Source organism: Myroides pelagicus, assembly GCF_009711055.1.
In the GTDB taxonomy this organism is placed as follows: Bacteria; Bacteroidota; Bacteroidia; order Flavobacteriales; family Flavobacteriaceae; genus Flavobacterium; species Flavobacterium pelagicum.
The window spans coordinates 55,303-79,133 of sequence record NZ_WMJY01000003.1 but is presented as its reverse complement, the minus strand read 5'-3'; the positions used below and the strand labels follow the sequence as shown (position 1 = coordinate 79,133).

The 23,831-nt window shown below is 34.8% G+C and carries 15 protein-coding genes; 9 read left to right on the top strand and 6 right to left on the bottom strand.

Annotated elements, in window-relative coordinates:
- Positions 1-219: 219 nt before the first annotated feature.
- Complete coding sequence (locus tag GJV77_RS02400; protein WP_155034763.1) at positions 220-3,702, top strand: AAA domain-containing protein; 3,483 nt, start codon at positions 220-222, stop codon at positions 3,700-3,702.
- 244 nt (positions 3,703-3,946) lie between these two features.
- On the opposite strand, the gene gcvP is transcribed toward GJV77_RS02400, so the two are convergent.
- Positions 3,947-6,799 (bottom strand): aminomethyl-transferring glycine dehydrogenase, encoded by a 2,853-nt coding sequence (gene gcvP, locus GJV77_RS02395; protein WP_155034762.1) that lies wholly within the window; start codon positions 6,797-6,799, stop codon positions 3,947-3,949.
- Positions 6,800-6,925: 126 nt separating this feature from the next.
- Here gcvP and GJV77_RS02390 point away from each other — a divergent pair, with 126 nt between their 5' ends.
- Complete coding sequence (locus GJV77_RS02390; RefSeq protein ID WP_155034761.1) at positions 6,926-7,762, top strand: UbiA prenyltransferase family protein; 837 nt, start codon at positions 6,926-6,928, stop codon at positions 7,760-7,762.
- A 24-nt stretch (positions 7,763-7,786) separates the two neighbouring features.
- Here GJV77_RS02390 and GJV77_RS02385 read toward each other — a convergent pair whose 3' ends face one another.
- From GJV77_RS02385 to GJV77_RS02375, 3 genes are read right to left on the bottom strand one after another with little or no spacing between them, the layout of a single operon-like run.
- Entirely contained in the window at positions 7,787-7,993 is a 207-nt protein-coding gene (locus GJV77_RS02385; RefSeq protein ID WP_155034760.1) for a helix-turn-helix domain-containing protein, read from the bottom strand.
- 9 nt (positions 7,994-8,002) lie between these two features.
- The gene (locus tag GJV77_RS02380; protein ID WP_155034759.1) at positions 8,003-8,653 is read right to left on the bottom strand and encodes a DUF2975 domain-containing protein; all 651 of its coding nucleotides are present in this window, start codon (positions 8,651-8,653) and stop codon (positions 8,003-8,005) included.
- Positions 8,640-8,792, bottom strand: coding sequence for a hypothetical protein (locus tag GJV77_RS02375; RefSeq protein WP_155034758.1), 153 nt, complete (start codon positions 8,790-8,792; stop codon positions 8,640-8,642). Before GJV77_RS02375 ends, GJV77_RS02380 begins: the two co-directional genes overlap by 14 nt.
- A gap of 187 nt (positions 8,793-8,979) precedes the next feature.
- Here GJV77_RS02375 and GJV77_RS02370 point away from each other — a divergent pair, with 187 nt between their 5' ends.
- From GJV77_RS02370 to GJV77_RS02360, 3 genes are all read left to right on the top strand, one after another.
- Entirely contained in the window at positions 8,980-10,371 is a 1,392-nt protein-coding gene (locus GJV77_RS02370; protein WP_155034757.1) for a leucyl aminopeptidase family protein, read from the top strand.
- A gap of 114 nt (positions 10,372-10,485) precedes the next feature.
- A complete protein-coding gene (locus tag GJV77_RS02365) occupies positions 10,486-10,995 on the top strand; it encodes a GNAT family N-acetyltransferase (protein WP_155034756.1) in 510 nt (169 codons plus the stop codon).
- Positions 10,995-11,414 carry an HIT family protein gene (locus GJV77_RS02360; RefSeq protein WP_155034755.1) on the top strand — a complete coding sequence of 140 codons (420 nt, stop codon included), beginning with the start codon at positions 10,995-10,997 and terminating at the stop codon, positions 11,412-11,414. The genes GJV77_RS02365 and GJV77_RS02360 overlap by 1 nt, the downstream gene beginning before the upstream one ends.
- 93 nt (positions 11,415-11,507) lie before the next feature.
- Here GJV77_RS02360 and GJV77_RS02355 read toward each other — a convergent pair whose 3' ends face one another.
- Complete coding sequence (locus GJV77_RS02355) at positions 11,508-12,461, bottom strand: sulfatase-like hydrolase/transferase (protein ID WP_155034754.1); 954 nt, start codon at positions 12,459-12,461, stop codon at positions 11,508-11,510.
- Between the two features lie 384 nt (positions 12,462-12,845).
- Here GJV77_RS02355 and GJV77_RS02350 point away from each other — a divergent pair, with 384 nt between their 5' ends.
- Entirely contained in the window at positions 12,846-13,160 is a 315-nt protein-coding gene (locus GJV77_RS02350; protein WP_155034753.1) for a zinc ribbon domain-containing protein, read from the top strand.
- 898 nt (positions 13,161-14,058) lie between these two features.
- On the opposite strand, the gene GJV77_RS02345 is transcribed toward GJV77_RS02350, so the two are convergent.
- A complete protein-coding gene (locus GJV77_RS02345; protein ID WP_155034752.1) occupies positions 14,059-14,961 on the bottom strand; it encodes a DMT family transporter in 903 nt (300 codons plus the stop codon).
- A gap of 246 nt (positions 14,962-15,207) precedes the next feature.
- Here GJV77_RS02345 and GJV77_RS02340 point away from each other — a divergent pair, with 246 nt between their 5' ends.
- From GJV77_RS02340 to GJV77_RS02330, 3 genes are all read left to right on the top strand, one after another.
- Positions 15,208-15,870 carry a hypothetical protein gene (locus GJV77_RS02340; RefSeq protein WP_155034751.1) on the top strand — a complete coding sequence of 221 codons (663 nt, stop codon included), beginning with the start codon at positions 15,208-15,210 and terminating at the stop codon, positions 15,868-15,870.
- A gap of 132 nt (positions 15,871-16,002) precedes the next feature.
- On the top strand, positions 16,003-17,562 hold the full coding sequence (locus GJV77_RS02335; protein WP_155034750.1) for a M20/M25/M40 family metallo-hydrolase: 1,560 nt from the start codon (positions 16,003-16,005) through the stop codon (positions 17,560-17,562).
- A 173-nt stretch (positions 17,563-17,735) separates the two neighbouring features.
- Positions 17,736-23,801 carry an alpha-2-macroglobulin family protein gene (locus tag GJV77_RS02330; protein WP_155034749.1) on the top strand — a complete coding sequence of 2,022 codons (6,066 nt, stop codon included), beginning with the start codon at positions 17,736-17,738 and terminating at the stop codon, positions 23,799-23,801.
- Positions 23,802-23,831: the final 30 nt, after the last annotated feature.

Sequence of the window (23,831 nt, the reverse complement as noted above, 5' to 3'; positions counted from 1 at the left end):
AGTTAGCTATGTTTTTCGAATGAATTCTTGCTTTTCTCTAAACCCAGGTTATGATAATAAACGGTGATACTTACCACACTAGACTGAATTTTTTGAAAAAGCATATAGTTTTAAAAGTTGTCGTATAGGCTATTGTAGTATATTAAGTAGAGGAATAACTGTATTATTTTTTTGAGTCCACTATTTAACTAGTATTTTTGTGTTTAAAACGAATAAGCTATGGTCAATCAGGATGCAGTAGGTTTTTATTTTAGCTCACTTTTAGATGTTGTGAGTACAAAGGATTCTGTTTCCATTCGATTAAAATATCATCGGCTAAGATATCTTTTAGATCAAATAAGTAAGGAAGTCGTTCGCGATGAAAAGATTGTATTTTCTAACCTATTTAGTCGATTGTCTTATATCTGTGCTAAGTATAAACTATCTGTTGAGATCCACGAATTTCGAATAATCGAAAATGAGTTGAGTAAGTACAGTGATAAGGAATTAACGGTATGGTTTCTTACTTATTGGCAGGATGTTAATCTATTTATATCTGGAGTATTTGGTGTGTTGGTGCCTGTATCAAATACACAGTGGTATCCTGTAGTTCAAGAACGACGCTCTTTTGCGGTTAAAATATATCAGCAATATGAGGAAAAAATTAAGGTTTCCCTGATGGGTAGAGTGGGGGATTCTTTGTCTTGTTTGCGATTGGATACTAATGAAACTATTGAAGTACAGGTTTTGAAAAATGGGTTTTCTAAGCCTTTTCCTACATTAGATGTATGTCCTATTCCATCAACACTGTACTTGGTGAATGTTTTCTTAGGCGAGGATAATATCTATTACCCTTCTTTAGTGATATTAGAACCTGATTATTTGATTGATGTAACTGGAGTAGCTGAGTGTAATCAAGATTTTGGTTCTTCTCCATTGTTGTTCTTAAAATCAAAAATAGAACCAGTGTCTAATACTAAATATCTGTTGATTGGAAACTTTGCCAATTTGGTGATGGATGAGATGCTTAATGGACAAGAGCATACTAATGAATTAGTGTTTATAGAACTATTTCATAGACATTTTGAAAACTATCCCTTCGAGCACTTATTCTGTAAGGATATAAGTGAAGGAGATGCCTTTATAGATTATCAGTCAACTTGTGAAATGCACTTTAATCATATCAAGAAAGTTATTGATGAAGGTTTTGGATTTTACGGCTTAAAAGATAAAGACCACATAGCCTTAGAGCCTGCTTTTTTGAATAATGTATTTGGTTTACAAGGAAGACTAGATGTGCTTTATGACAATCCTGAAGCAAGGAATTTTCTGATATTGGAGTTAAAGTCAGGTAGTACTGCTTATCCTGACTCAGGGACTAATATTAAGACCAATCACAATACTCAGTTGTTTCTGTATTATTTATTAATAGGTCAAGCCTTGGGAATTTCATTCGATGAATTGGGTGATCAATCAATTCTGAAAGGATATATTTTATATAGTAAATTAGCAATAAATAATTTGCGATCAGACCAAATTACAATTCTTCGCTTACAGGAGATTTGTGAATTGAGGAATCGCATTCTTTTGAATGAGCTATTAATTCAAAAAGGCGATTTAGAGGAGGTTAGAAGTCTCTTCGGTAAGCTGACCATAGATAATATTTTAGATAAACATACAAATGATAAATTCAAGCGTTTATACGATAGTCAACTGAAAGGATTAATTGATCCAATCTTTCAATCATCGGTACTTCAACAAGCCTATTTTTTTAGTTTTTTTAGTTTTATAGCTAGAGAACAGAACTTTAGCAAAATAGGTGATTCAGCACGTGAAGGGAATCAATCTTTATCTAGTCTTTGGAACAAATCAATTGAAGATAAGCGCGATGCTTTTAGCATTTTTTCAAATCTTGAGATTTTGCAGAATGATGTAGATACTGAGCTTAAGCGTATTATTTTTAAGCGTGATACCATAGATAATAGTTTCGCAAGTTTTCGTATTGGTGATTCTTGTGTACTATATCCTCAATTAAATCCAACGGATACTGCTGTAGATTATCGCATATACAAGGGAGTTATAAAAGCCATAGATAATGACGCGATTGAATTTTCTTTGCGTTATCGTCAGAACAATAAGCATTACTTTATGCGCTATGACCGTTGGGCAATAGAGAAAGATTTTATGGATTCTAGTTTCGGCAGTATGTATAAGGGGCTCTACTCGTTTATGAATAGCCCTAACGAGCGTAAGGATTTACTGTTGAATATGCGTGCGCCAAAACAAGGAGCATCTTATGGTTATCACAAGTCACATTTGTCTGAGGAACAAAATAGAATTCTTAATAATATATTGTCAGCAGAAGATTATTTTATTTTGAATGGACCTCCTGGGACAGGAAAGACTTCACATATAATTAAAGAGCTTATAGAGGAGCTGTACTTTCATTCCACAGCGAATGTATTAGTCATTTCATATACAAATAGGGCAGTCGATGAATTATCTGCAGCTGTGTTAGATGCGGTCTCTAGAGCTCCTAAAAGACCTAGTGATTTAGCTTTTTTGCGCATTGGGAATGAACACTCTTGTGCAAGTGAGTTTCAACCTTATTTGCTAAAACAGATAATTAAGCGTCAAAAAGAACGACTAAGACAAGCGAATAAGCGTTTTTCGCGTAAGCATCTTCACAACGTTTTAAGTAACCAACGTATTTATTTGTCCACAGTAGCGTCAATTGTTGGACAGCAAGAATTACTCGCAATGAAGAACTTTGATTTGGTGATTGTTGACGAAGCTTCTCAGATATTAGAACCTCAGATTATAGGATTATTGGCGAGGTCTATGAAATTCGTTATGATTGGCGATCACAAACAACTCCCAGCTATTGTTCTACAAAACGAAGAGTCTGCTAAGACTTCCTTATCTCAACTTCACGAGATAAATTTGTTTACACACCGCAATTCGTTGTTTGAGCGATTGTATGACTATTGTAAAAATAACCGGATTCATTATGCATGTGATACGCTGACTTATCAAGGACGTATGCATAAGAAGATTGCCGAGTTTCCGAACAAAGAGTTTTATAATGGTATTTTAAGTGAAGCAGTACACTTACCTAATTTGTCATTAGAAGCTAAAGGAGCTTTGTCAAGGCAAATAGCAGATTTAGATTTAAATTATTATGATACAAGTCAACTTGATAGGTTGTTAGCTACTAAGCGAATGTTTTTTATTGACATAGAAAATACAACTGAATTATTTTATGCCAAAGCAAATGTAGGAGAGGCGGAGTTAGTCGTTCGTATAATTGAGCATATCATCTCGCTGTATGCATTAAATGGTAGAACAATAGATGTAGCAAAGCAAGTAGGTGTTATTACCCCGTTTAAAAATCAAATAGCCTTAATTAAGCAAAAGTTAGAGGTTAGTTCTATTGTAAATGCTGTAAATATAGTTGTTGATACAGTAGAACGTTTTCAAGGTGGACAACGTGATTTTATGTTGTATTCTTTAGCTGTGAGTAAGCCTTATCAATTAGAAGGAATTGTCAGTATGAATGAGGATAAAACGGTTGACCGTAAACTAAATGTAGCTCTTACTCGTGCAAAGGAGCAAATGATTATAATTGGAAACGCTGAGGTATTAAGTTATAATCCAGTTTATCAAAAGCTGATAGACTATCTAGTTTCCGTTCATAGTTATCAACAATATGATTGTTTGTAAGTGGATATAAATGTTGATAAGTGTATATGTATGTTGATAAGTATGGTATTGAATTGTTTATAATTATTGTATTTGATTGAATATTAGTGTTTAATGTGTTTTCTAATTATTCATATTTTATTAATGATATGTTGATAACTTAAAGATTGGAATGATGATAACTAAGAGTCGAAGCTTCTGTACTCATGAGATATAAAAAAAACGCCATCAAACGATGGCGTTTTTTATCTATAAATAGTTGGAATTAGTTTTCCATGTAAACTTCAATAGGAGCACAAGAACAAACTAAGTTTCTATCACCATAAGCATCGTCAATACGACGTACAGATGGCCAGAATTTGTTATCAGCTACATAAGGTAGTGGGTAAGCAGCTTTTTGTCTTGAGTATGGAAGATCCCAGTTATCAGCAGTTAATAAAGCTAATGTATGAGGAGCATTCTTTAACTCATTAATTGGATTCTCTAATGTAGCATTTTCAATTTCTTGACGAATTGAAGCCATAGCATCACAGAATCTATCAAGTTCCTCTTTACTCTCACTTTCAGTAGGCTCAATCATTAAAGTACCAGCAACAGGGAAAGATACTGTAGGTGCGTGGAAACCGTAATCGATTAGACGTTTAGCGATATCAGTTACCTCAATACCTTTAGCTTTAAACTCACGTACGTCAACAATCATTTCGTGAGCAGCACGGCCTTTCTCTCCAGTATAAAGGATTGAATAGTGTTCTTCTAAACGAGATTTCATGTAGTTAGCATTTAAGATAGCTTGTTGAGTTACTTTCTTAAGACCATCTGTTCCTAACATAGAGATATAACCGTAAGAAATCAAACAAACAAGAGCAGAACCATAAGGAGCAGCAGAAATACCTTTAATTGCATTTTTACCTCCAACAGTTACAACACCATTCGATGGTAAGAATTCAACTAAGTGTTCAGCGACACAGATAGGACCTACTCCAGGACCACCACCACCATGAGGAATTGCGAAAGTCTTGTGTAAGTTAAGGTGACAAACGTCAGCTCCGATACTTGCTGGATTAGTGATAGCAACTTGAGCATTCATGTTAGCACCATCCATATATACTTGTCCTCCATTATCATGGATGATTTGTGTAATCTCCATAATAGCAGATTCATATACACCATGCGTAGATGGGTAAGTAACCATAAGACAAGATAAATTATCTTTGTACTGCTCTGCTTTAGCTTTAAGGTCTGCAACATCGATATTACCTTCTTCAGTTGTTTTTGTTACAACCACTTTCATTCCTGCCATAGTACCTGACGCTGGGTTAGTACCGTGTGCAGAAGAAGGAATCAATACGATATTTCTGTGGAAGTCACCTCTTGAGTGATGGTATGCACGAATTGCCATAAGGCCAGCGTACTCACCTTGTGCTCCAGAGTTTGGTTGAAGCGTTGTACCAGCAAAACCAGTAATTACATTCAATTGATTCTCTAAGTTTGTAAGCATTTCGATATATCCTTGTGCTTGGTCAAGTGGAGCAAATGGGTGAATATTATTCCACTGAGCGTTACTTAAAGGTAACATTTCAGCAGCAGCATTCAATTTCATTGTACATGATCCTAAAGAGATCATAGAGTGATTTAAAGCTAAATCTTTACGCTCTAACTTTTTAATATAACGCATTAACTCAGTTTCTGAGTGATAGCTATTAAATACTTTGTGTTGTAAGAATTTAGAAGTACGTTTTAATTTCTCAGGGAACTTAGTCGTAGTTTCATCTAAAGTTGTTACTTCAAAAGTGTCTTTACCTACAGCTTGAGCGAATACAGCAACTAATGTATTTATATCGTTTAACTCTACAGTCTCGTTTATAGAGATAGAGATTGTATTGGTGTCAATATAGTTTAAGTTGATATTTTTAGCTAAAGCAGCAGCTTTTACTTTTTCAGCGTCTGCTTTTACAACGATTGTGTCAAAGTAAGCAGAGTTTGTTTGTTCAATACCTAATTTTTCTAAGCTATTAGCAAGGGTCACTGTTTTTGCGTGTACTCCATTAGCGATAGCTTGTAGTCCTTTAGGTCCGTGGTACACAGTATAGAAACTAGCCATAACAGCTAATAACACTTGTGCAGTACAGATATTAGAGGTAGCTCTTTCACGTTTGATGTGTTGTTCACGTGTTTGTAGAGCCATGCGAAGTGCATAGTTGTCATCAGCATCTTTAGAAACACCAATAATACGACCTGGTAAACTACGTTTGTATTCTTCTTTTGTAGCAAAATAAGCAGCGTGTGGACCTCCAAAACCTAGTGGAATACCAAAGCGCTGTGTAGTACCAACAACAACATCAGCTCCCATTTCACCTGGTGCTTTTAAACTAACTAAAGATAGAATGTCCGCAGCTACAGCTACTTTTATGCTTTTCGTTTTAGCAACATTGATGAAATCTGTGAAGTCATGTACTTGTCCGTATTTACCTGGATATTGAACTAATGCACCGTAGAAGTCTTCAGAGAAGTCGAAATCATTGTGATTACCAATTACTATTTCGATATCAAAAGGAGCAGCTTTAGTTTCTAATACAGCTAAAGTCTGTGGAAGTATTTCTTCTGAAACGAAGAATTTAAGTACATTATTTTTCTTTTGGTCTCTTGTTCTAACGTCGTATAGTAATAACATAGCTTCAGATGCAGCGGTAGCCTCATCTAATAAAGAAGCATTCGCTATTTCCATTCCTGTTAGTTCTATGATAGCCGTTTGGTAGTTTAATAAAGCTTCTAAACGTCCTTGAGCAACCTCTGCTTGGTATGGAGTATAGGCAGTGTACCATCCTGGGTTTTCAAATACGTTGCGTATGATTGCTGCAGGAACTACTGCTTCATTGTAACCTAAACCAATAAAAGAACGGAATACTTTATTCTTATTTCCTAACTCTTGAATATGTGTTAGATATTCATACTCAGTTTTAGCAGGAGCTAATTTAAGATCTTCTTTTAAACGGATTGTCTCAGGGAAAGTCTCATTTATTAATTGATCGATGTTCTCAACGTTGATCGTTTTAAACATATCAGACAAATCCTCAGGGCGAGGACCAATGTGTCTTAATGCAAATGCGTTTGTTTTCATTTGAGCGTTAAATATAAAAGTTGTGTTTAAGCAAACAAAAATAACCATTAATCTCGTAATAGTACTCAATAAACTATTAATTTTGGAGAATTAGCGTATATGGTACGTGTTAACTTAGTTTATTTTATGAATCTGTTAAAAAATCAACTACTTTACGTTTATTTGAATGGAAGTATTCACGTTTCATTGGCTGTTTTTGCCTTAACACAAATGACGTTTTATTTCTGCGGTCTTCCCTTCGACTTATTTACGTCTTTGATGGTGTTTAGTGGCACATTGTTTTCATACAATTTTATTAAATACGCTTCATTAATACGCAGTGTTAGGTTTTCTATTTCTCCTAGTTTGAAGGTTATTGTAGGGTTGAGTCTATTGGCACTTCTAGTAGGAACCTATTCTTTTCTACAACTGCATACTAAAGCACAACTAGTAACCTTAGGGCTATTGTTCTTGTCTGTATTATACGCTATTCCAATTAGTAAAAAGATACCTAATTTAAGAAATTTAGCTGGTCTAAAAGTGTATATTGTCTGTTTTTGCTGGGCAGTAGTTACGGTAGTGGTTCCTGTGATAAATGCAAGTCAAGAACTGAATTTGGACATATTGATTAAGTGTGTTCAGCGCTTTATTCTCGTTTTAGTTTTAATTGGAATATTTGAGATAGTTGATTTACAACATGATTCTTTAAGTTTAAAAACTTTACCTCAACAATTGGGGATTACTACGACTAAATGGTTTTTATCCTTTTTGTTATTGCCTTTTTACACTCTAGAGTTCTTTAAGATTGGATACCATTCAATCCAGGCATGGAATAATCTGGCTATAGTCACCCTAACTTTATTCTTTATTTGGTTTGCGACTCCCAAAAGGACAAAGTTTTATACGTTGTTTTGGGTTGAGAGTATTCCAATAATATGGTGGCTAATTATAGTGTTTCAGCAAGGGACATTATTCACACAATAAGGTGTGATGTTGTAATACCTGACCTTATTCTGGTTGATATTCTAATATATCTCCGGGTTGACAATCTAATTCTCTACAAATAGCTTCTAACGTACTGAATCGAATTGCTTTTGCCTTATTGGTTTTTAGTATAGAGAGATTACTAATGGTAATTCCCACTCTGTCTGCTAGCTCATTCAGCGTCATTTTACGCTTAGCCATCATTACATCTAGGTTTACTATTATGGGCATTTTAGGGGATTAAATAGTTAGTTCTTGTTCTTCTTTAATTTTCACGTGTTGCTTTAAGACTTCTAAAATAACCAATAAAATAATTGGAATAAAGAATACAGATGTATCTATATCTTCTTTAATAAGTTTTAAATCAAAAGGCTGAAGTAGTTCTTCGTGTAGGTGGTTGAAAAATAAAATGTAAGAGGTGTTAAAGACAGCAAAAGAAAGAAGAGGGTAAGTAATATATCGTAGTCTTTTTATTTGAGCAGAGCTAGCTATATGTCCGAAGAACATTTGCTGCAAGAACTTAAGTAATACGAATACTGATATTATTATAGCGATTAAAGTTACTACTCCAAAGAACATTAGAAAATTATCTACAAAATTATAGAATGGAGAGAGTGTATTAAACTCGACTAATACCTCACTAGTATTTTCTATATTCTTTAACGCAATAGTGTAGTTGCTGCTTTCTAAGGTTTGTAATTCCTCAGTTGGAATTTGTCTTTCTACCTTTAGAAAGGTGGTGTTGTTATAAAGAGAGTTTTCATTAAATTCGTTATACCCATCCTTAAAGCCTTTTATTAAGTCGCCAAAATGACTTATTATCGTAAAGGCATAAATAATTACGAGTATGATAGAAAATATTCTAAATTTAATCGGCTTATTTTGTTTCATTGTTAATGTCGTCTCTTGTTTTATCGACAAGGATAGTAGTGTCTTTATCTCCTTGATCAATACTTTTTGTTGTTAAGTAATCTGAAGGGATGAAAGATACACAATAAGTAACAATAATTGCAACTATTTTTGTTATCATAGTATTTAGTTTTTTAGTTAGAGCAAATATATAATATACAATCTTTATTTTTGTTGATTTTCGATAAATAATTAGCTGTAAACATGAATTTTATCCTTTTCGGATACTTTGGTACTACATAGGACTTTCATAAGTCTAGATTTTTTAGTTATGCTTATAAATGTATATTTGTAGTAAATTTTTCAAGATGATTAGATTAATTAACGAGGTAAAAACAGATAGTAATATTGTATTTGTTGTAGGAAAAGGTGTTATTGATGCAACTATTTTTCCAGTAGCTATTAATGATTTCGCAAAGGAGTTTCAATTAGGGGATAAGCAAGATGACTTCCTTAAAATTGGTGGACAGTATTTCTTTTTTATAAAAGAAAATGAAAGCCTTGAGAAGATGCGTTTAGCGGGGTTTAATGTGCGTAAACAATTGGATAAAGCAGTGAATAATATAACTGTTGTTGGAAATGGTGAAAGTACATTAGCATTAGTTGAAGGTTTGAGTCTTTCTAATTATCAGTTTTTAAAATATTTTAAGGAAGCTGCTGATATGAAGTATGCACTGGAAAAAATAGATGTATATGGACAGTTTTCAGTGAAAGAAATAGAAGCTTTAAATAATACAGTGAAAGCTGTTTATTGGGCACGTACTATGGTAAATGAACCAGTTAGCTACCTTACAGCAACTCAGCTTGCGGAAGAAATAGTAAAACTTGGATCAGAAGCATCTTTCTCAGTAAAGGTGTTAGGTAGAAAAGATATTGAAGACCTAAAGATGGGAGGTATTCTTGCCGTAAATAAAGGTTCTGTGGAGCAGCCTACATTTACAATTATGGAATATAAACCAGCGAACCCAATCAATAAAAAGCCAATTGTTTTTGTTGGAAAAGGGGTAGTTTATGATACAGGGGGATTAAGCTTAAAACCAACTGCAGGATCTATGGATTCTATGAAGAGTGATATGGGAGGGGCTGCCTGTATGGCTGGAGCTATTTACGCTGCTGCATTGAATAAGTTAGATGTTCATGTGATAGGGTTAATTCCTGCGACAGATAATCGTCCAGGAGGAGATGCATATGCCCCTGGTGATGTTGTTACGATGTATGATGGTACAACCGTTGAAGTGTTAAATACTGATGCTGAAGGACGTATGATCTTAGCTGATGCTATTGCCTATGCAAATCAGTATGATCCGCAAGTCATCGTTGATGCTGCGACATTAACTGGAGCTGCTTTGGTTGTAGCTGGAGATATTGCTTCTTGTATTATGGGGAATGATGAGCAAACAATGGATGCGATTATTGCTTCTGGATATACTGTGCATGAGCGTTTAGCTAAGTTACCTTTCTGGGATGACTACAAAGATTTGTTGAAATCAAATATTGCTGATATGAAAAATATTGGTGGACGCTTTGCGGGTACTATAACTGCTGGTAAGTTTCTAGAGCACTTCGCTAAAGCACCGTATATACACATGGATATCGCAGGTCCAGCTTGGATGGATGCACAGAGAGACTATAAAGGTAATGGTGGTACAGGAAGTGGAGTACGTACGCTTGTTGACTTCTTGACGAATTACAAAGGATAGTAATTTAGATTAAGATAGAATTGATGAGGGGTAAATAGTTGTGCTATTTATCCCTTTTTTCATTTGTTCTTTTATGTTTTATTGTATTTTAGTCAAACTAAATAGGAGAAGTAGATGAACCAGTTAGTTAATGAATTAGAGTTTGTTTTAGTAGATAAAGATAATTTGCATTGTATATTTCCTTTAGCGAAGCGTATATGGCAATTGACCTACCTTGACTTGATAGGGCAAGAGCAGATTGATTATATGTTGCCAATGATGTATAGTGATGAGCGAATTCTTGAAGAGCAAGCTTTAGGCTATCAATGGGTATTAATCAAGCATAAAGGAAATATAGTAGGATACCTTGATTTCAAGTTGGAGGATGATAATCGCGTATTTTTATCTAAAATATATACGGATATCGAAAAGCAAATAAAAGGCTTAGGTAGGGCTTTAATGGAGTTTGTGATAACGTATGCTAAGACACACAAAGCAAAAGCTATATATTTGACAGTAAATAAGGGAAATAGACGTGCAGTTGCATTTTATGAATTAATGGGAATGCGATGTATTGAATCCAAAACTGTAGATATAGGAGGAGGATATGTAATGGATGATTATATTTTTCAATTGGAAGTGTGATGATGACGTGTAGTACAACTTCGAACGAATGTGTGTTTTGTCAGATTGTCGAAGGTAGGTTACCTGCCGAGGTAATCTATGAAGATGATAGTTTCTTAGCTTTTTTAGATATTGATCCAATCAATAATGGGCATATATTAATAATACCTAAAGATCACTTACTTGATTTAGACGCTTTAAGTGAGCAATTAATTACTTCAGTTTTTTTAATAGCACAGAAGCTTTTAAAGCGCTTACGTCGTGTTTGCCCGATGGAAGGATATACAATTATGCAGAATGGAGGATTATTTAATGATATAGGGCACTTCCACCTTCACTTATTTCCCAGAAACAAGTCCGATGGTTTTGGTTGGGTATGTGATGAGTCGCGTGAGTTTACTGAGTTACACAAGGTCAGAGCTTTGCTAAGTAATGAGTAAATACAAGTGTATTTAATAGCTTTTCTTTCACTATAGTGAAAGAAAAAAGCAAGAAAGTCTTATGTACACCATAAGACTTTCCTGTTTGGTCCTTTATTTAAAAATGTCTTTGATTACTTTTCCTTGGCTATATTCAAGCTTTACATCTAGTAATTCAGCGATAGTGTTAGCTACGTCTATTTGCTCATAACTTCCAGTACTGATCGTAGTGTTTTGCTTGAAATCGGGGCCTATAGCAAAGAATTCAATGTGACGACATCCTGTGCAGTCGTCTCCATGACTGATAAAACCTTTTCCATTGTCATCTACGTGACGACCGTGATCATTAGATACAATTAATGTAGTTTTTCCCTTATAGTTTTCATCTCCTTGTAAATATTCCCATATCTCTTTAATACTTTGATCAGTTGTTTCGATTGCATCTAAGTATCCGTCCCAATCCCCTGAATGACCTTTACTATCCACGTCTTTTAAGTTAATAACTACAATATTAGGTTTGTCTGTTTTGATTACGTTTTTAAATTTAGAGATAGTAACAGCGTCTTCTCTGTAGGCTGAGGGGTTCCCTGCTGTACCAGCATCTGCTTTAGGCATATATTTGTTATTCCATTCTGTGTTTTTTGTATTATTTAATACTTCTAATTTGTCTTTAGAAACAATAACCCATGCTTTACTATTATCATTCTTACTCTGTTTTAGCCATTGTTGTAGGACAGATGGATTTGTCGGTAGTTCTTTACCGTTGTTTTGGATACTGTCATAGACTCCTGTTATTAAAGCTGTATGACCTGCATTGGTATTGGTAAGGCCGTTGTTTTTAAAGTTGCTAATGAAAACCCCTTGCTTCAATAAGTTTAATCGATTTGGGATAAGTATCTGGTCTTTTTCTAACCAAGTTTCTGATATTCTAGGCCCATCAATGACTAGTAGGACAACATTTTCAGTTTGATACTTCTTGTTTTTAGTTTTAGTTTCAGGTGTATTGTCGTCTTTAGAGCAAGAAAACAATATAAAGCCTAAAGCTAGGCTTAGAATAATTTTTTTCATTTCTTTTTTGTTTTTTTATTCACAGCAAATAAAGCACGTATTACTGATATAGAGAGTGATTTTGTATTATTCAATTGTAAACCTTAAGTTAGGTTAGTGTGTTGTTGTATTTGAATAGTTTTCAGTTAGTTATAGTTTTGTTTGGATTTTTTATATATTGTTATATAATGGTTAATAATACTCGAAAACAGAATGTATAGTGGTTTTATTATTTGGATTTTTAGCATTAATAATTAAGTATCGATAGTATAATTTTCGAAGTGTATTTTATAGGCTTTGGCGATAATATTGACCGTATTTGTCGTGCTAATTATAGAGGAAATGATCCCTGTTTTTTTATTCTTGAATAAAATGGTAGCTTTGAAGATGAATAGCAAATAAATCATGTCATCAAATATTGTACATATTCGTTGTCCCAAATGTGGCACTTTCAGTGTAAATGCTGAGGTGTGTTCTCAGTGTGGCCAACGATTAAATACTGTTCAACAGCGTGAAGAAAAACGTCTAGATCAGGAACGAGAAAGAGTTGCTAAAGCACTAGCGGAGAAGCCTTCTGCTATCGAACAGTTTTTAATTAAGATGACTAAGCATCGTTGGATATTAGTCCGCTTGTTTTTTAAACTGATTTATGGGATTTGGTTTACAGTTATGGCTATTGCTATGTTCATAGCATGGTTAATAGGTCTAATAGTTGCTTAAATGGTAATCAAGCACTGGTCTTTTATAGTTATGATTTTAATTGTTACTCCTGTTTATGTCTTGCAGCGTATAGGGGTTATACTTCCTAGATTAGTTAATAACTATCTAAACGATTTACTGTCGATCCCCTTAACTTTATGTCTCATTTTAACAATATTGAAATGGAGAAAGGGGAATCATTATCTATTGCCTATTTCTATGATTTCTATTGTAGTTCTTTATTATTCCTTTTATTTCGAATATTATTTACCGCAGTATCAGCCAAGATATACAGCTGATTATTTGGATATATTGTGCTATGTTTTAGGTGGTTTTCTATTTTACTTGCAACAAAGATTTGTTCTTCCTAAAGTATAGTTTAGTTTTTTCCTTTTGATTAATAAGAAGTTTGACTTTTCGTATTGTCTTATTGTATTGTTTTAATGTAAATTGCATTAGTTTTTCGGAAAATCTAAATATCAGTTAGACAGTTTTTAGAGGAAAAAACTATGTGTTATTTAGTGGAGAAGTATTAATTTGCTTTCTTTCATTAGATGAAGTGGCAATCTATTTGTTCCACAAATTGCAAATAAAAAAGCCAAAGTGGGTGTGTAAACTACGAAAGAGCTTTACCTTTTCAAATATTATCTGAAAGCATTTTGGGAGACCTTTACTGCTAAGGTACTAACAGACTTTTTTTCCCCAGCTTTGTTGACCTATACTTGCAGAATGCGTGCACTTTCCTTGCCAAGAAAGTGCTTCTGGGCTAGTAAAGTGCACGTATTGCACAAGCTTGGCAACAAAAGCTAGTGTTTTAAAACCTCTATGAGCTAGAACTAGCTACATAATTAAAGAAGAAATTGTTTCTCTATTCTGTATCATACTGGTGACTATACCTTCCTTTGCTTGATTAAACGGCTTAATGTTCTTGTCGCTTACTAGCTATAATGACTAATGTCACGGCTCCTAAGACAAAAAGTAGTCCTATAGCGGAAACCCAATCAAAGTGCTCGGCAAAAAATAATGTACCTACTAATACAGCGACTACAGGTTCCATTGACCCCAAGATAGAGGTAATAGTTGATCCAGCATGTTTGACAGCTAATACTAGACACAAATCAGAAATAAACGTAGCAAAGAAACCTAATAATATTAGATTAATCCAGTCACTTCGTAAGGTAACCATTTGTAATCCTGTTGTGAGTAAAGCGTAAAATAGAAATATCAGACACCCCATGATAAGAACATAGAAGGTAAGGGAATCAAAGTTCATTTCTGAAACTCTTGATTTGTTTAATCCTACAATGTATAAACCGTAGGTAAATATGGTTAAGGCAGCTAGTGTTAATCCTTTGAATAAAGCTGGTGAAGGTTCACCATGCCAACACATTAAAGCTACGCCTATTAAAGAAAGGATGGAAGCAATAATGAGTGCTGTTGACTTCTTTTCTTTATAGAATAGAATCATCACAATACTAACAAATATCGGGTATAGGAAGTGGACTGTTGTTGCTAATCCACTGGCAATGTATTCATAAGAATCAACAATAAACTTTGCCGTTGCTGCATATAATAATGCTAAGAAGAAAACAACAACCAATTCTTTTGTGTTAATTTTTAAGCTTGTTTTCTTGTATAAGCATACGCCTCCCATTGTAATAGAGGAGAATAAAAATCGATAAAATAATATGGTAGGTATTCCAATTGCCGCTACACCTTCTGGTCGTAACCCCGGTACAATTAACGGCAAGGAAAATAACGGAACTAAACCAAAGGTTCCTGAGGAAATTAGTGCGTAGATGATTCCTTTTAGGTTTTTCATTGTCGATATATTGAATGTTTTGATAATTGCGGCTAATGTACGCTTTACTTTTGACTTGCATAGTTTTTAGTTAATCACATGATTAGGGCAGTTTTTTATTGTGTAGATACTTAGAATAATTGAATCTACGTTTATAGGTTTTTTTTATTATCTAAGTTGATAACGTATAAATACAACGTCTTAAAATATTTTTTAGTATTAATAATTATTGTTAATTTTCTGCTTTAAAATAATTAAAAGGAAATTATGAAAAAGTTGTTTGTATTGATGCTTATAGCATCATTTGTTAGTTGTACGCAGAAGAGTGATTTAATAAAAAATGACCTTTTGATTGCTGGGATTAAGGGGAAAGTAAAGTCTTATACGGAAACTGTTACTAATTTGAATAAACATGAAACGATTAAAACTGTTTATTCTTTTAATGATCAAGGGTATATTGTTAAAGCGGAATCATTTTTTATAATGCAGGTGGATAGCGAAGGAGTGCAAGAGTTTATGATGAATTCAATTGAATATCCTGCCTATGCTGAAGGCAAACGTGAAATACAAACCAAACCTTTAAATGGTGTTTCTGTTATGTCGTCAACCGAAGAATGGAATGATAAAGGGCAATTAGTAGTTACGCAGATTAATGGTGATTATCGATTGAAAAGTACTAAAAGTTTTAATGATCATAACCAATTGATTTTGATAGAAAACGAAGGGGTTGTTTCTGAAGTTCCATTTACCTATTCTGAAGAGTTTACTTATAAAGAAGATGGGAGTTTAGATAAAATAATTAAACGCAGTGGAGATGCTGAAAAAATAATTGTAAACAGAGTGATAGATAGAGATAATGCTTTGATTGTGGAGCAAGGTGAAGGAGGCGGTTTAGATACCCGAAAACTCTATACATACGAGTACTTTTAGGGAGATAAGGAATTTTTTTGAGTTGAATATGTTAAATATGGTACTTATTTACTAGATAGCTACTGCTTTTCTTGGTTATGATAGGCATATTTGTGTATTTTGGTTGTTTGAATTTAACTAAAACTAACCAAAATGAGAATTAACAATGTGGTAAAGATGGGGGTCTTGGGAGTTACACTTCTTTCAAGTACTTTCATGCAAGCTCAACAATCAAATGATCCAATTATTGATGCAATTGTAAAAGAGGGAACGGAAAACTCACAGTTAAAGCGTTATGCTTTTGAATTGTTGGATGTGATAGGTCCCCGTTTAGTAGGTACTCCTCAGATGATGCAAGCGCATAATTGGGTAAAGGACGAATACCAAGCGATGGGATTCGAAGCGCGTAACGAAGCTTATGGAACATGGAAAGCTTGGGATCGTGGCACAACACAATTGACAATGACTTATCCGCGCATCAAAAGTCTTGAAGGAACCCAATTAGCATGGAGTCCTAGTACAAAGAAAAATGGTGTGGAAGCAGAGGTGATTATTTTAGCTGATGTGGCTGACAAGGCTGCTTTTGAGGCATGGCTACCTACCGTTAAAGGAAAGATTGTTTTGATTTCTATGCATCAAGAGACTGGTCGTCCTGAATACCAATGGGAAGAATATGCTACAAAAGAGTCTTATGAAAAGATGATAGCGAATAAAAAGGCTGCTACGGAAGCATGGGCACAACGCATTAAAAATACTGGTTATACAGCAAAGGAATTACCGAAAGTGCTAGAGGAAGCGGGTGCTGTTGGAATAGTAATGTCACATTGGAGTGGCGTTGTTGGTGCAAACAAAATATTTGGAGCTACAACAGAAAGAATTCCAACAGTTGATATTGCTTTGGAGGATTATGGACTGTTATACCGTCTAGCAGAGAATGGAAAACAACCTAAGATTAATATTAATGCACAGTCTAAAGATTTAGGTACAACACAGACTTATAATACGATTGCAGAGTTAAAAGGAGGAGAAAAAGCAGATGAGTATGTGGTTCTTTCAGCTCATTTAGATAGTTGGGATGGTGGTACAGGTGCTACAGATAATGGTACAGGTATTATTACGATGATGGAGGCTGCACGTATTTTGAAAGAAGTGTTACCAATACCAAAACGTACAATCTTAATTGGTAACTGGGGAAGTGAAGAGCAAGGTTTGAATGGTTCTCGCGCTTTCGTGGCTGATAACCCAGAAATTGTAGAAAAAACGCAAACAGTATTTAATCAAGATAATGGTACAGGAAGAGTCGCTTATTTATCAGGACAAGGTTTCTTAAATTCTTATCAATTCCTTACAGATTGGCTTCATGCTGTTCCACAGAAGTATAAACAAGATTTGAAGACTTATTTCCCTGGATCCCCTTCGGGAGGAGGTTCAGACCACGTTTCTTTTGTAAGTAAAAACATTCCCGGTTTTATGATGAGTTCTTTAAGTTGGGGATATGGTAAATATACTTGGCATACCAACAGAGATACTGCGGATAAAATCGTTTATGATGATGTACAAAGCAATGCTATCTTGATCGCAATTCTTGCTTATAAGGCAAGTCAAGAAGAAGAGCTAGTTTCGAGAGAACGTATAGTATTGCCATTGACTAAAGACGGCGAACGTCAAAAATGGCCAGAATCGAAAGGGCCAAAACGCACGAGTAATGAATAGATTAATATAGAAAAGGGGGAACAGCTGCAAGTTTGTTCCCCTTTTTGGTATTTTGGGAGTGAGTTTATAAAATAAAGAAGTGATTTTCCTCGTTTGTGTATTATGAATATATTTAAGAGATTAATAACTGAAAGGGTGCGTATTTACCCCTACTGTTTAAAAAATAGCGTATTATGAAAAAAATTTGCCTGTATTTAATGCTTTTAGCTCCTCTTGGTGGAATGGCACAAGGAGGAGGCGAAAGCAATTTGCAACAACTTTGGGAAAGCGTCCTCTCGATGGAAGAGAAGCGTGAAGTGAAAGCAATGTCTTCTGATATCAATAAGATTATAGATATTTCTAGACAACAAAAGGATTATGCTAGTCTTTTGAAAGGTATGTTTTATAAAGCTAAAGTTGATATAAATACAAAAGAAGATTCAGAGTATAATATTAATCAGGTTATAGAAGCATTTGTTGAAGAACGAAGTAAGGCTAAAGGGATTTATAGTGCACTTATCGACGTTTATCTAGCGAAGATATATCAGATCTATTTATCAGAGAATAGATATAAGCTTCATAGTCGAACAAGTTTAGACTTATCGAAGCCAATGGATGATATTCGTATGGCAACGAAAGAGTATCTGGAGGAAAAGATTAACGAGTGTTATCAACGTGCATTGGTAGAGGCAAAAAAGCACAATAAAGTGCTGGTTAAGGAGTGGGATTCTCTATTTTTATATGATCAGTCGTCTAGTATTGATTTGTCAAGTTTTACTATTTATGAAGTACTGCGTTTAGAATATGCGAATTACTTAGAGAATAGTTTGTTTTATTCTGTTGAGGATGAGTTACGTGAATCGGTTATCGAAACAACAGAAAAGCTCAGAAGGAACGTTGTATCCGATTTGCAAGCGCGTAAAAAGAAAGATTTAGTCGTTTACGTTACTTTATATACACTTCAAACAGGAAGGGAGTTATCAGCAAAAGAGAAAGATAAGCACTATCGTGAACTATTAAAGGAGTATTCTAATAACGTAGATATATATAAAGCTTATACACAGTTTTTATATAACCAATTTAATGCCTATTATCAGGAAGAAAAGTTTAGCGTTTCTGGACAGGCCTTATTAGATTTTATTAATAAAGCGCAGAAGAAACTTTCAACGACCTTGATTGAGTCGGATAAGTTGTATTTTGACAACCTTAGAAAACAGATTGAAAAACCAGTTTTATCAGTTTATTTAAATGAATATACGGTAGCTAATCAGGAAACCCCTGTCTTTCTAAATTATACGAATCTAGAAAAAATATATGTACAAGTATTTGAGAATACTAACCGTACCTATAATGAAGAATTTCCTCATGATTTTCACGAAAAAGAAGGACTCTACTATCTGACATCTAATAGAACATTAGTTAGCAGTTATAGTTTACCTCTAAAGAAGCATGAAGATTATAAAGGGCACAGTACGCATGTAGCTTTACAGGGATTGAAAGTAGGAAAATACGATGTAGTCATAAGTTCTGCTCCATTAGATAAACTTAAGAATGGAAAAGATCTAGTAGAACGTATGACTGTTAATGTTTCAAATAAGGGAATAGTTTTTAGTGATAAGGTTTTACGTGCTTATGATCGCATAACAGGTCAGCCATTAGTCAATACACGCATTAAAGTAACAAATAGACGCTCAGATCAAGAAGATAAGAATTATTGGGAAATGATAGTTGTTACGGATAGTAAAGGGGAGCATAGTTTGACTTTAGACGATAAAAATGGTTACCGTTTATATAGCTTCGAAGAAGAACCTATTGTTTATAGCAATCGTTACTATAATCGAAGAGTGCGTCAAGAAGACGAAAATGCAAAATTCACTACAGCAAAGGTTTTTTTAGATAGAGCAATTTATAGACCTGGGCAGACTGTTTACTTCAAGAGTATTTTGACGGGCATTGAAGGAGTCAAGGAATATATTGAGCCGAATAAATATGCAGAGGTAACGCTAAAAGATGTGAATGGAAAAACAGTGTCGAGTTTACAATTGGTCTCTAATGAATTTGGATCGGTACAGGGAGCTTTTGTACTTCCGAATACAGGACAGCTGGGTAGTTATGTTATTGAAGTTAATGAGAATGAGGGAAGTAAGTATTTTAGTGTAGAGGAGTATAAGCGCCCGACTTTTGAAGTAACGATGGATAAGGTTGATAAACTTTATACTATTGGAGATCAAGTAGAGGTTACAGGTGAGGCTATCGCGTATTCAGGTATCAAAATAAGTGAAGCTAAAGTGCGATATACTGTGTTTAGACAAGAGGAGTTTCCTTATTTACCTTGGTATAGACGAATGAAGATTGGATATGGTGGTAATAAACAGATAACGGAAGGAGAAGTAATTACTAATAAAGAGGGGAAGTTTGCTATTGTGTTTAAAGCAGAGGCTTCAAAGAAAGAATCAAGTGATCCTCGCACCTATCAATATATTATAAATGCTGAAGTTATTGATAGTACGGGAGAAATCCAATCGATGTCTTCTCGTGTTAGGATAGGCGATAAATCTGTAGTGTTAGCTTTTAATGTAGCAGATGCTATTTCTGCAGAGGACTTGAAGAATATTACAATCACATCAACTACCTTAAATGGAGCGGACTATAAAGGAAAAGGGAAGATATCTATTCGCCCATTAGTTTCACCATATCGCAATCGAGTATTGAATAAAAGGTGGAATCATACGAGTGAAGAAGAGACTTATTCATATGAAGAGTTCGTAGCTAAGTTTCCTCATTTAGCATATGGAGAGGAAGGTGATAAAACTAAATGGAAAGAGGGAGCTGTTTTGTTCACTTCTTCATTTGATACTTCGGTGTCGTCTAGAATCACTTGGAATGGAGCTAGAGATATACCTTCTGGTACTTATATTTTAAAAGGAGAAATAACAGATAGCAAAGGGGAGAAAATTACGGTAGAGCAAATAGTAGAAGTTACTAATACGAAGCTTTCTAGTTTGTTGACTACGGATCTAATTGCTGTTGAAGAACTTGAGAAAACGTATCGTGCAGGTCAACCAGCAAGCTTTAAACTTCGTGCTGCACTAGCTGATACTAAAGTATTGATGGAAGTATTTGCACTAGGGAAAAAGCAATCTAGTGAATTGATTACTGTTGGTACTAAACCCAAAGATGTAAGTGTTTCTTTTAAAAAAGCTTATGATCAAGCAGTTGTTTACTTTACCGTGGTAAAAGAAAACTTATATCAAATAGAAAGTGTTGCCATTGATACGCGTGAGCAAGTAGAGGGGCTTTCTATTGAAGTCAGTACGTTTAGAGATAAGTTAAGTCCTGGTCAAGAAGAAAAGTGGTCATTGTTAATCAAGGGAGCAAATAAAGATAAAGTACTCGCTGAAGTACTTGCAACGATGTATGATCAGTCTTTAGATCAATTTGTCCCACATTCATTGAATGATCTTTATACTCCTCGTAAGCATTACTATAACAACTCTAATTATTTTCAATTTGGCAACGCTTTTGACAAGCGTACTTATGGAAGAGAAATTATGTCTAATGGTCATTTGGCTACTAGCTTCTATCTCTTTAGAATAGTAGAATTGAATGATTTCAAATTCTCTACACGTAGTTTTAGAATTGCAGACTCTAATGGAAGGACTATGCCTCCCCCTCCAGCTGTTCAAGCTAAGAAAAGAGGGATAGGGACTAAATCTGATGAAAGTGTACAAGTTAGAGGAGCATCGAGTTTTAATGATGATAATTCACCGTTATACGTTGTCGATGGTGTAATTGTGAATGAAGCACCTGCTAAAGATGAAATAGCAACAATAGAAGTACTGAAGGAGGAGAAGGCGACTGCACTTTATGGAAGTCGCGGTTCAGCGGGTGTTGTTGTGATAACGACTAAGGATGCGGCATTACAAGTTTTAGAGAATATAGATAGTAGGAAGAACCTTAAAGAAACAGCTTTCTTTTATCCACAGTTAAAAACAGATAAAGATGGCAATGTCAAGATTGAGTTTACTGCACCTGAAGCATTGACTCAGTGGAAGTTTATGGCATATGCACATACTAAAGACTTGGAAAGTGCCTATTTAGAGAAAACAGTACGTACACAGAAAGAGTTAATGGTGACTCCTCATGTTCCCCGTTTCTTGCGTCAAGGTGATGAGATTGTTTTATCTTCTAAGGTGACAAATCTTAGTGATGGAAAAGTAGATAGTCATGTTGCGTTATTGTTGTTCGATGCGTTTACTATGGAGCCAATTGATGCTGCGTTTAACCACGTGGATAAGGTGAAAGAGGTGATAGGTCTAGAAAGAGGAGAATCAGGAGTTGTACAGTGGACAGTTAATGTACCACAACACATACAAGCTGTTGTTTATCGAATAGTAGCTAAAGCAGGGGATTTTAGTGATGGTGAAGAAGCGGCGTTGCCAGTATTAAGTGATAAGATACTACTAACAGAGTCTATGCCAATTTTTGTAAAAAAAGGAGATGACAAACAATTTACTTTTGACCGTTTTGTTCAAGCACGTACTGAATCGACAGAAGATTTTCGTCTGACATTTGAAATGACAACAAACCCTTTGTGGAATGCTATTTTTGCTTTACCTAGTTTAAGAGAAACAAAGTCTAAGAATTCAGATGCTATATTTCGTCAATTGTATGCTAATGTTGTTTCTACGGGGATTGTAAATAATAATCCTGTTATTAAAAAGGTGTTTGAAGAATGGAACACTACTGGGCAATTAAAATCTCGTTTGTCAAAACAAGAAGAGTTGAGAACTATTCTCTTGGCTGAGACTCCGTGGTTAGCTGATGCGGAGAGAGAAGAGGAACAGATGAAACGCATTGCTTTATTGTTCGACTTAAATGAAATGAAACAAGACCGCATACAGAAGTTCGAGAGTTTATTAGAGTTGCAAAATAGTGATGGTGGTTTTCCATGGTTTCCTGGTGGCGATTCAGATACTCATGTAACACAATCAATTATTGAAGGTTTTGGTGAATTGAAAAAGATGGGACTATTGAATGAATCGCTAGGTTTTGATTATCAGACATTGATACAACGTGCAATAACTTATGTAGATGAGGTACAATATGGTCAATACCTAAAGGAAAAGGAACAAGATAAAGCATTGTATCCATTGCAAACACAGTATTTGTATGTGCGTTCCTTTTTTATAGAAGATGTTAGAATTAATGATCGTTATACAACCATGTTTGCTCAATATTTAAAGAGAACAGAGGATTATCAACCGTCAATGGTGTATCAACAAGGAGTAAATGCCATTGTTGCTTACCGTTTTGGAAAAGGCAAAAGTGCTGCTAAACAAATGAAATCTTTGTTCAATCAATCAGTAGAGTCTGCTAATACTGGAATGTATTGGAAATCGAATATAGTTGGGTGTAATTGGTATGATACACCAGTAAGTAATCAGGTTTTAATGTTAGAAGCTGCTTTAGAAATTAATGCGCACAAGTATGCTAAGGAGATTGAAGCTATGAAGGTTTGGTTGTTGAGAAACAAACAAGCGAAGGCTTGGCGTTCTGATAAAGCTACAGTAAAAGCAATTTACGCGTTAATGCGAACTGAAAAGTCAGGAAAGGCTAATAATCAGGACTTAGTAATCAAGATTGGAGGAGAACCTCTTGATATAACAGCTTCAGAGCAAATGAAAATAGGGTATGTTAAACAAGCTTGGTCCGCGAAGGAGATTAACCCGATGATGCAGACTGTTGAGGTATCAAAGCAATCGCCAGGTGTGGCCTATGGCGGTATGTATTGGCAGTATTTTGAAAAGTTAGATAAGATTACGTCTAGTAATACGGGTGTTTCACTAAATAAGCAATTGTACATAAAGACGGTTACATCAAAAGGTAATGTTTTACAAGAGATTACTAAAGATACACCGATTAGAGTGGGTGATATAGTTACTGTGCGTTTAGAGATGGAAGTAAGACAAGATATGGATTACGTTCATTTGAAAGATATGCGTGCTAGTGGTTTTGAACCGACGAATGTGTTATCAGGTTATAGAAGGGAAAACTCATTGAGTTATTATGAAGAAACAAGAGATGCATCGACAAATTTCTTTATTTCTCGATTGCAATCAGGCACTTATGTATTTGAGTATGACTTGAGAGCTAGTGTACCAGGTGTGTTTTCAAATGGGGTTATGACCTTACAGAGTATGTATGCTCCTGAGTTAAGTGCACATACCGAGGGAGTAAAGGTTACGATTAAACAATGAAATTGAATTGAAAAGGGGCTTGCTGTGGTA

Excerpts from the sequence above, each read along its gene's own strand:
- GJV77_RS02400 (WP_155034763.1), top strand. The coding sequence starts at position 220 with ATGGTCAATCAGGATGCAGTAGGTTTTTATTTTAGCTCACTTTTAGAT.
- gcvP (WP_155034762.1), bottom strand. The coding sequence starts at position 6,799 with ATGAAAACAAACGCATTTGCATTAAGACACATTGGTCCTCGCCCTGAG.
- GJV77_RS02390 (WP_155034761.1), top strand. The coding sequence starts at position 6,926 with ATGAATCTGTTAAAAAATCAACTACTTTACGTTTATTTGAATGGAAGT.
- GJV77_RS02385 (WP_155034760.1), bottom strand. The coding sequence starts at position 7,993 with ATGCCCATAATAGTAAACCTAGATGTAATGATGGCTAAGCGTAAAATG.
- GJV77_RS02380 (WP_155034759.1), bottom strand. The coding sequence starts at position 8,653 with ATGAAACAAAATAAGCCGATTAAATTTAGAATATTTTCTATCATACTC.
- GJV77_RS02375 (WP_155034758.1), bottom strand. The coding sequence starts at position 8,792 with ATGATAACAAAAATAGTTGCAATTATTGTTACTTATTGTGTATCTTTC.
- GJV77_RS02370 (WP_155034757.1), top strand. The coding sequence starts at position 8,980 with ATGATTAGATTAATTAACGAGGTAAAAACAGATAGTAATATTGTATTT.
- GJV77_RS02365 (WP_155034756.1), top strand. The coding sequence starts at position 10,486 with ATGAACCAGTTAGTTAATGAATTAGAGTTTGTTTTAGTAGATAAAGAT.
- GJV77_RS02360 (WP_155034755.1), top strand. The coding sequence starts at position 10,995 with ATGATGACGTGTAGTACAACTTCGAACGAATGTGTGTTTTGTCAGATT.
- GJV77_RS02355 (WP_155034754.1), bottom strand. The coding sequence starts at position 12,461 with ATGAAAAAAATTATTCTAAGCCTAGCTTTAGGCTTTATATTGTTTTCT.
- GJV77_RS02350 (WP_155034753.1), top strand. The coding sequence starts at position 12,846 with ATGTCATCAAATATTGTACATATTCGTTGTCCCAAATGTGGCACTTTC.
- GJV77_RS02345 (WP_155034752.1), bottom strand. The coding sequence starts at position 14,961 with ATGAAAAACCTAAAAGGAATCATCTACGCACTAATTTCCTCAGGAACC.
- GJV77_RS02340 (WP_155034751.1), top strand. The coding sequence starts at position 15,208 with ATGAAAAAGTTGTTTGTATTGATGCTTATAGCATCATTTGTTAGTTGT.
- GJV77_RS02335 (WP_155034750.1), top strand. The coding sequence starts at position 16,003 with ATGAGAATTAACAATGTGGTAAAGATGGGGGTCTTGGGAGTTACACTT.
- GJV77_RS02330 (WP_155034749.1), top strand. The coding sequence starts at position 17,736 with ATGAAAAAAATTTGCCTGTATTTAATGCTTTTAGCTCCTCTTGGTGGA.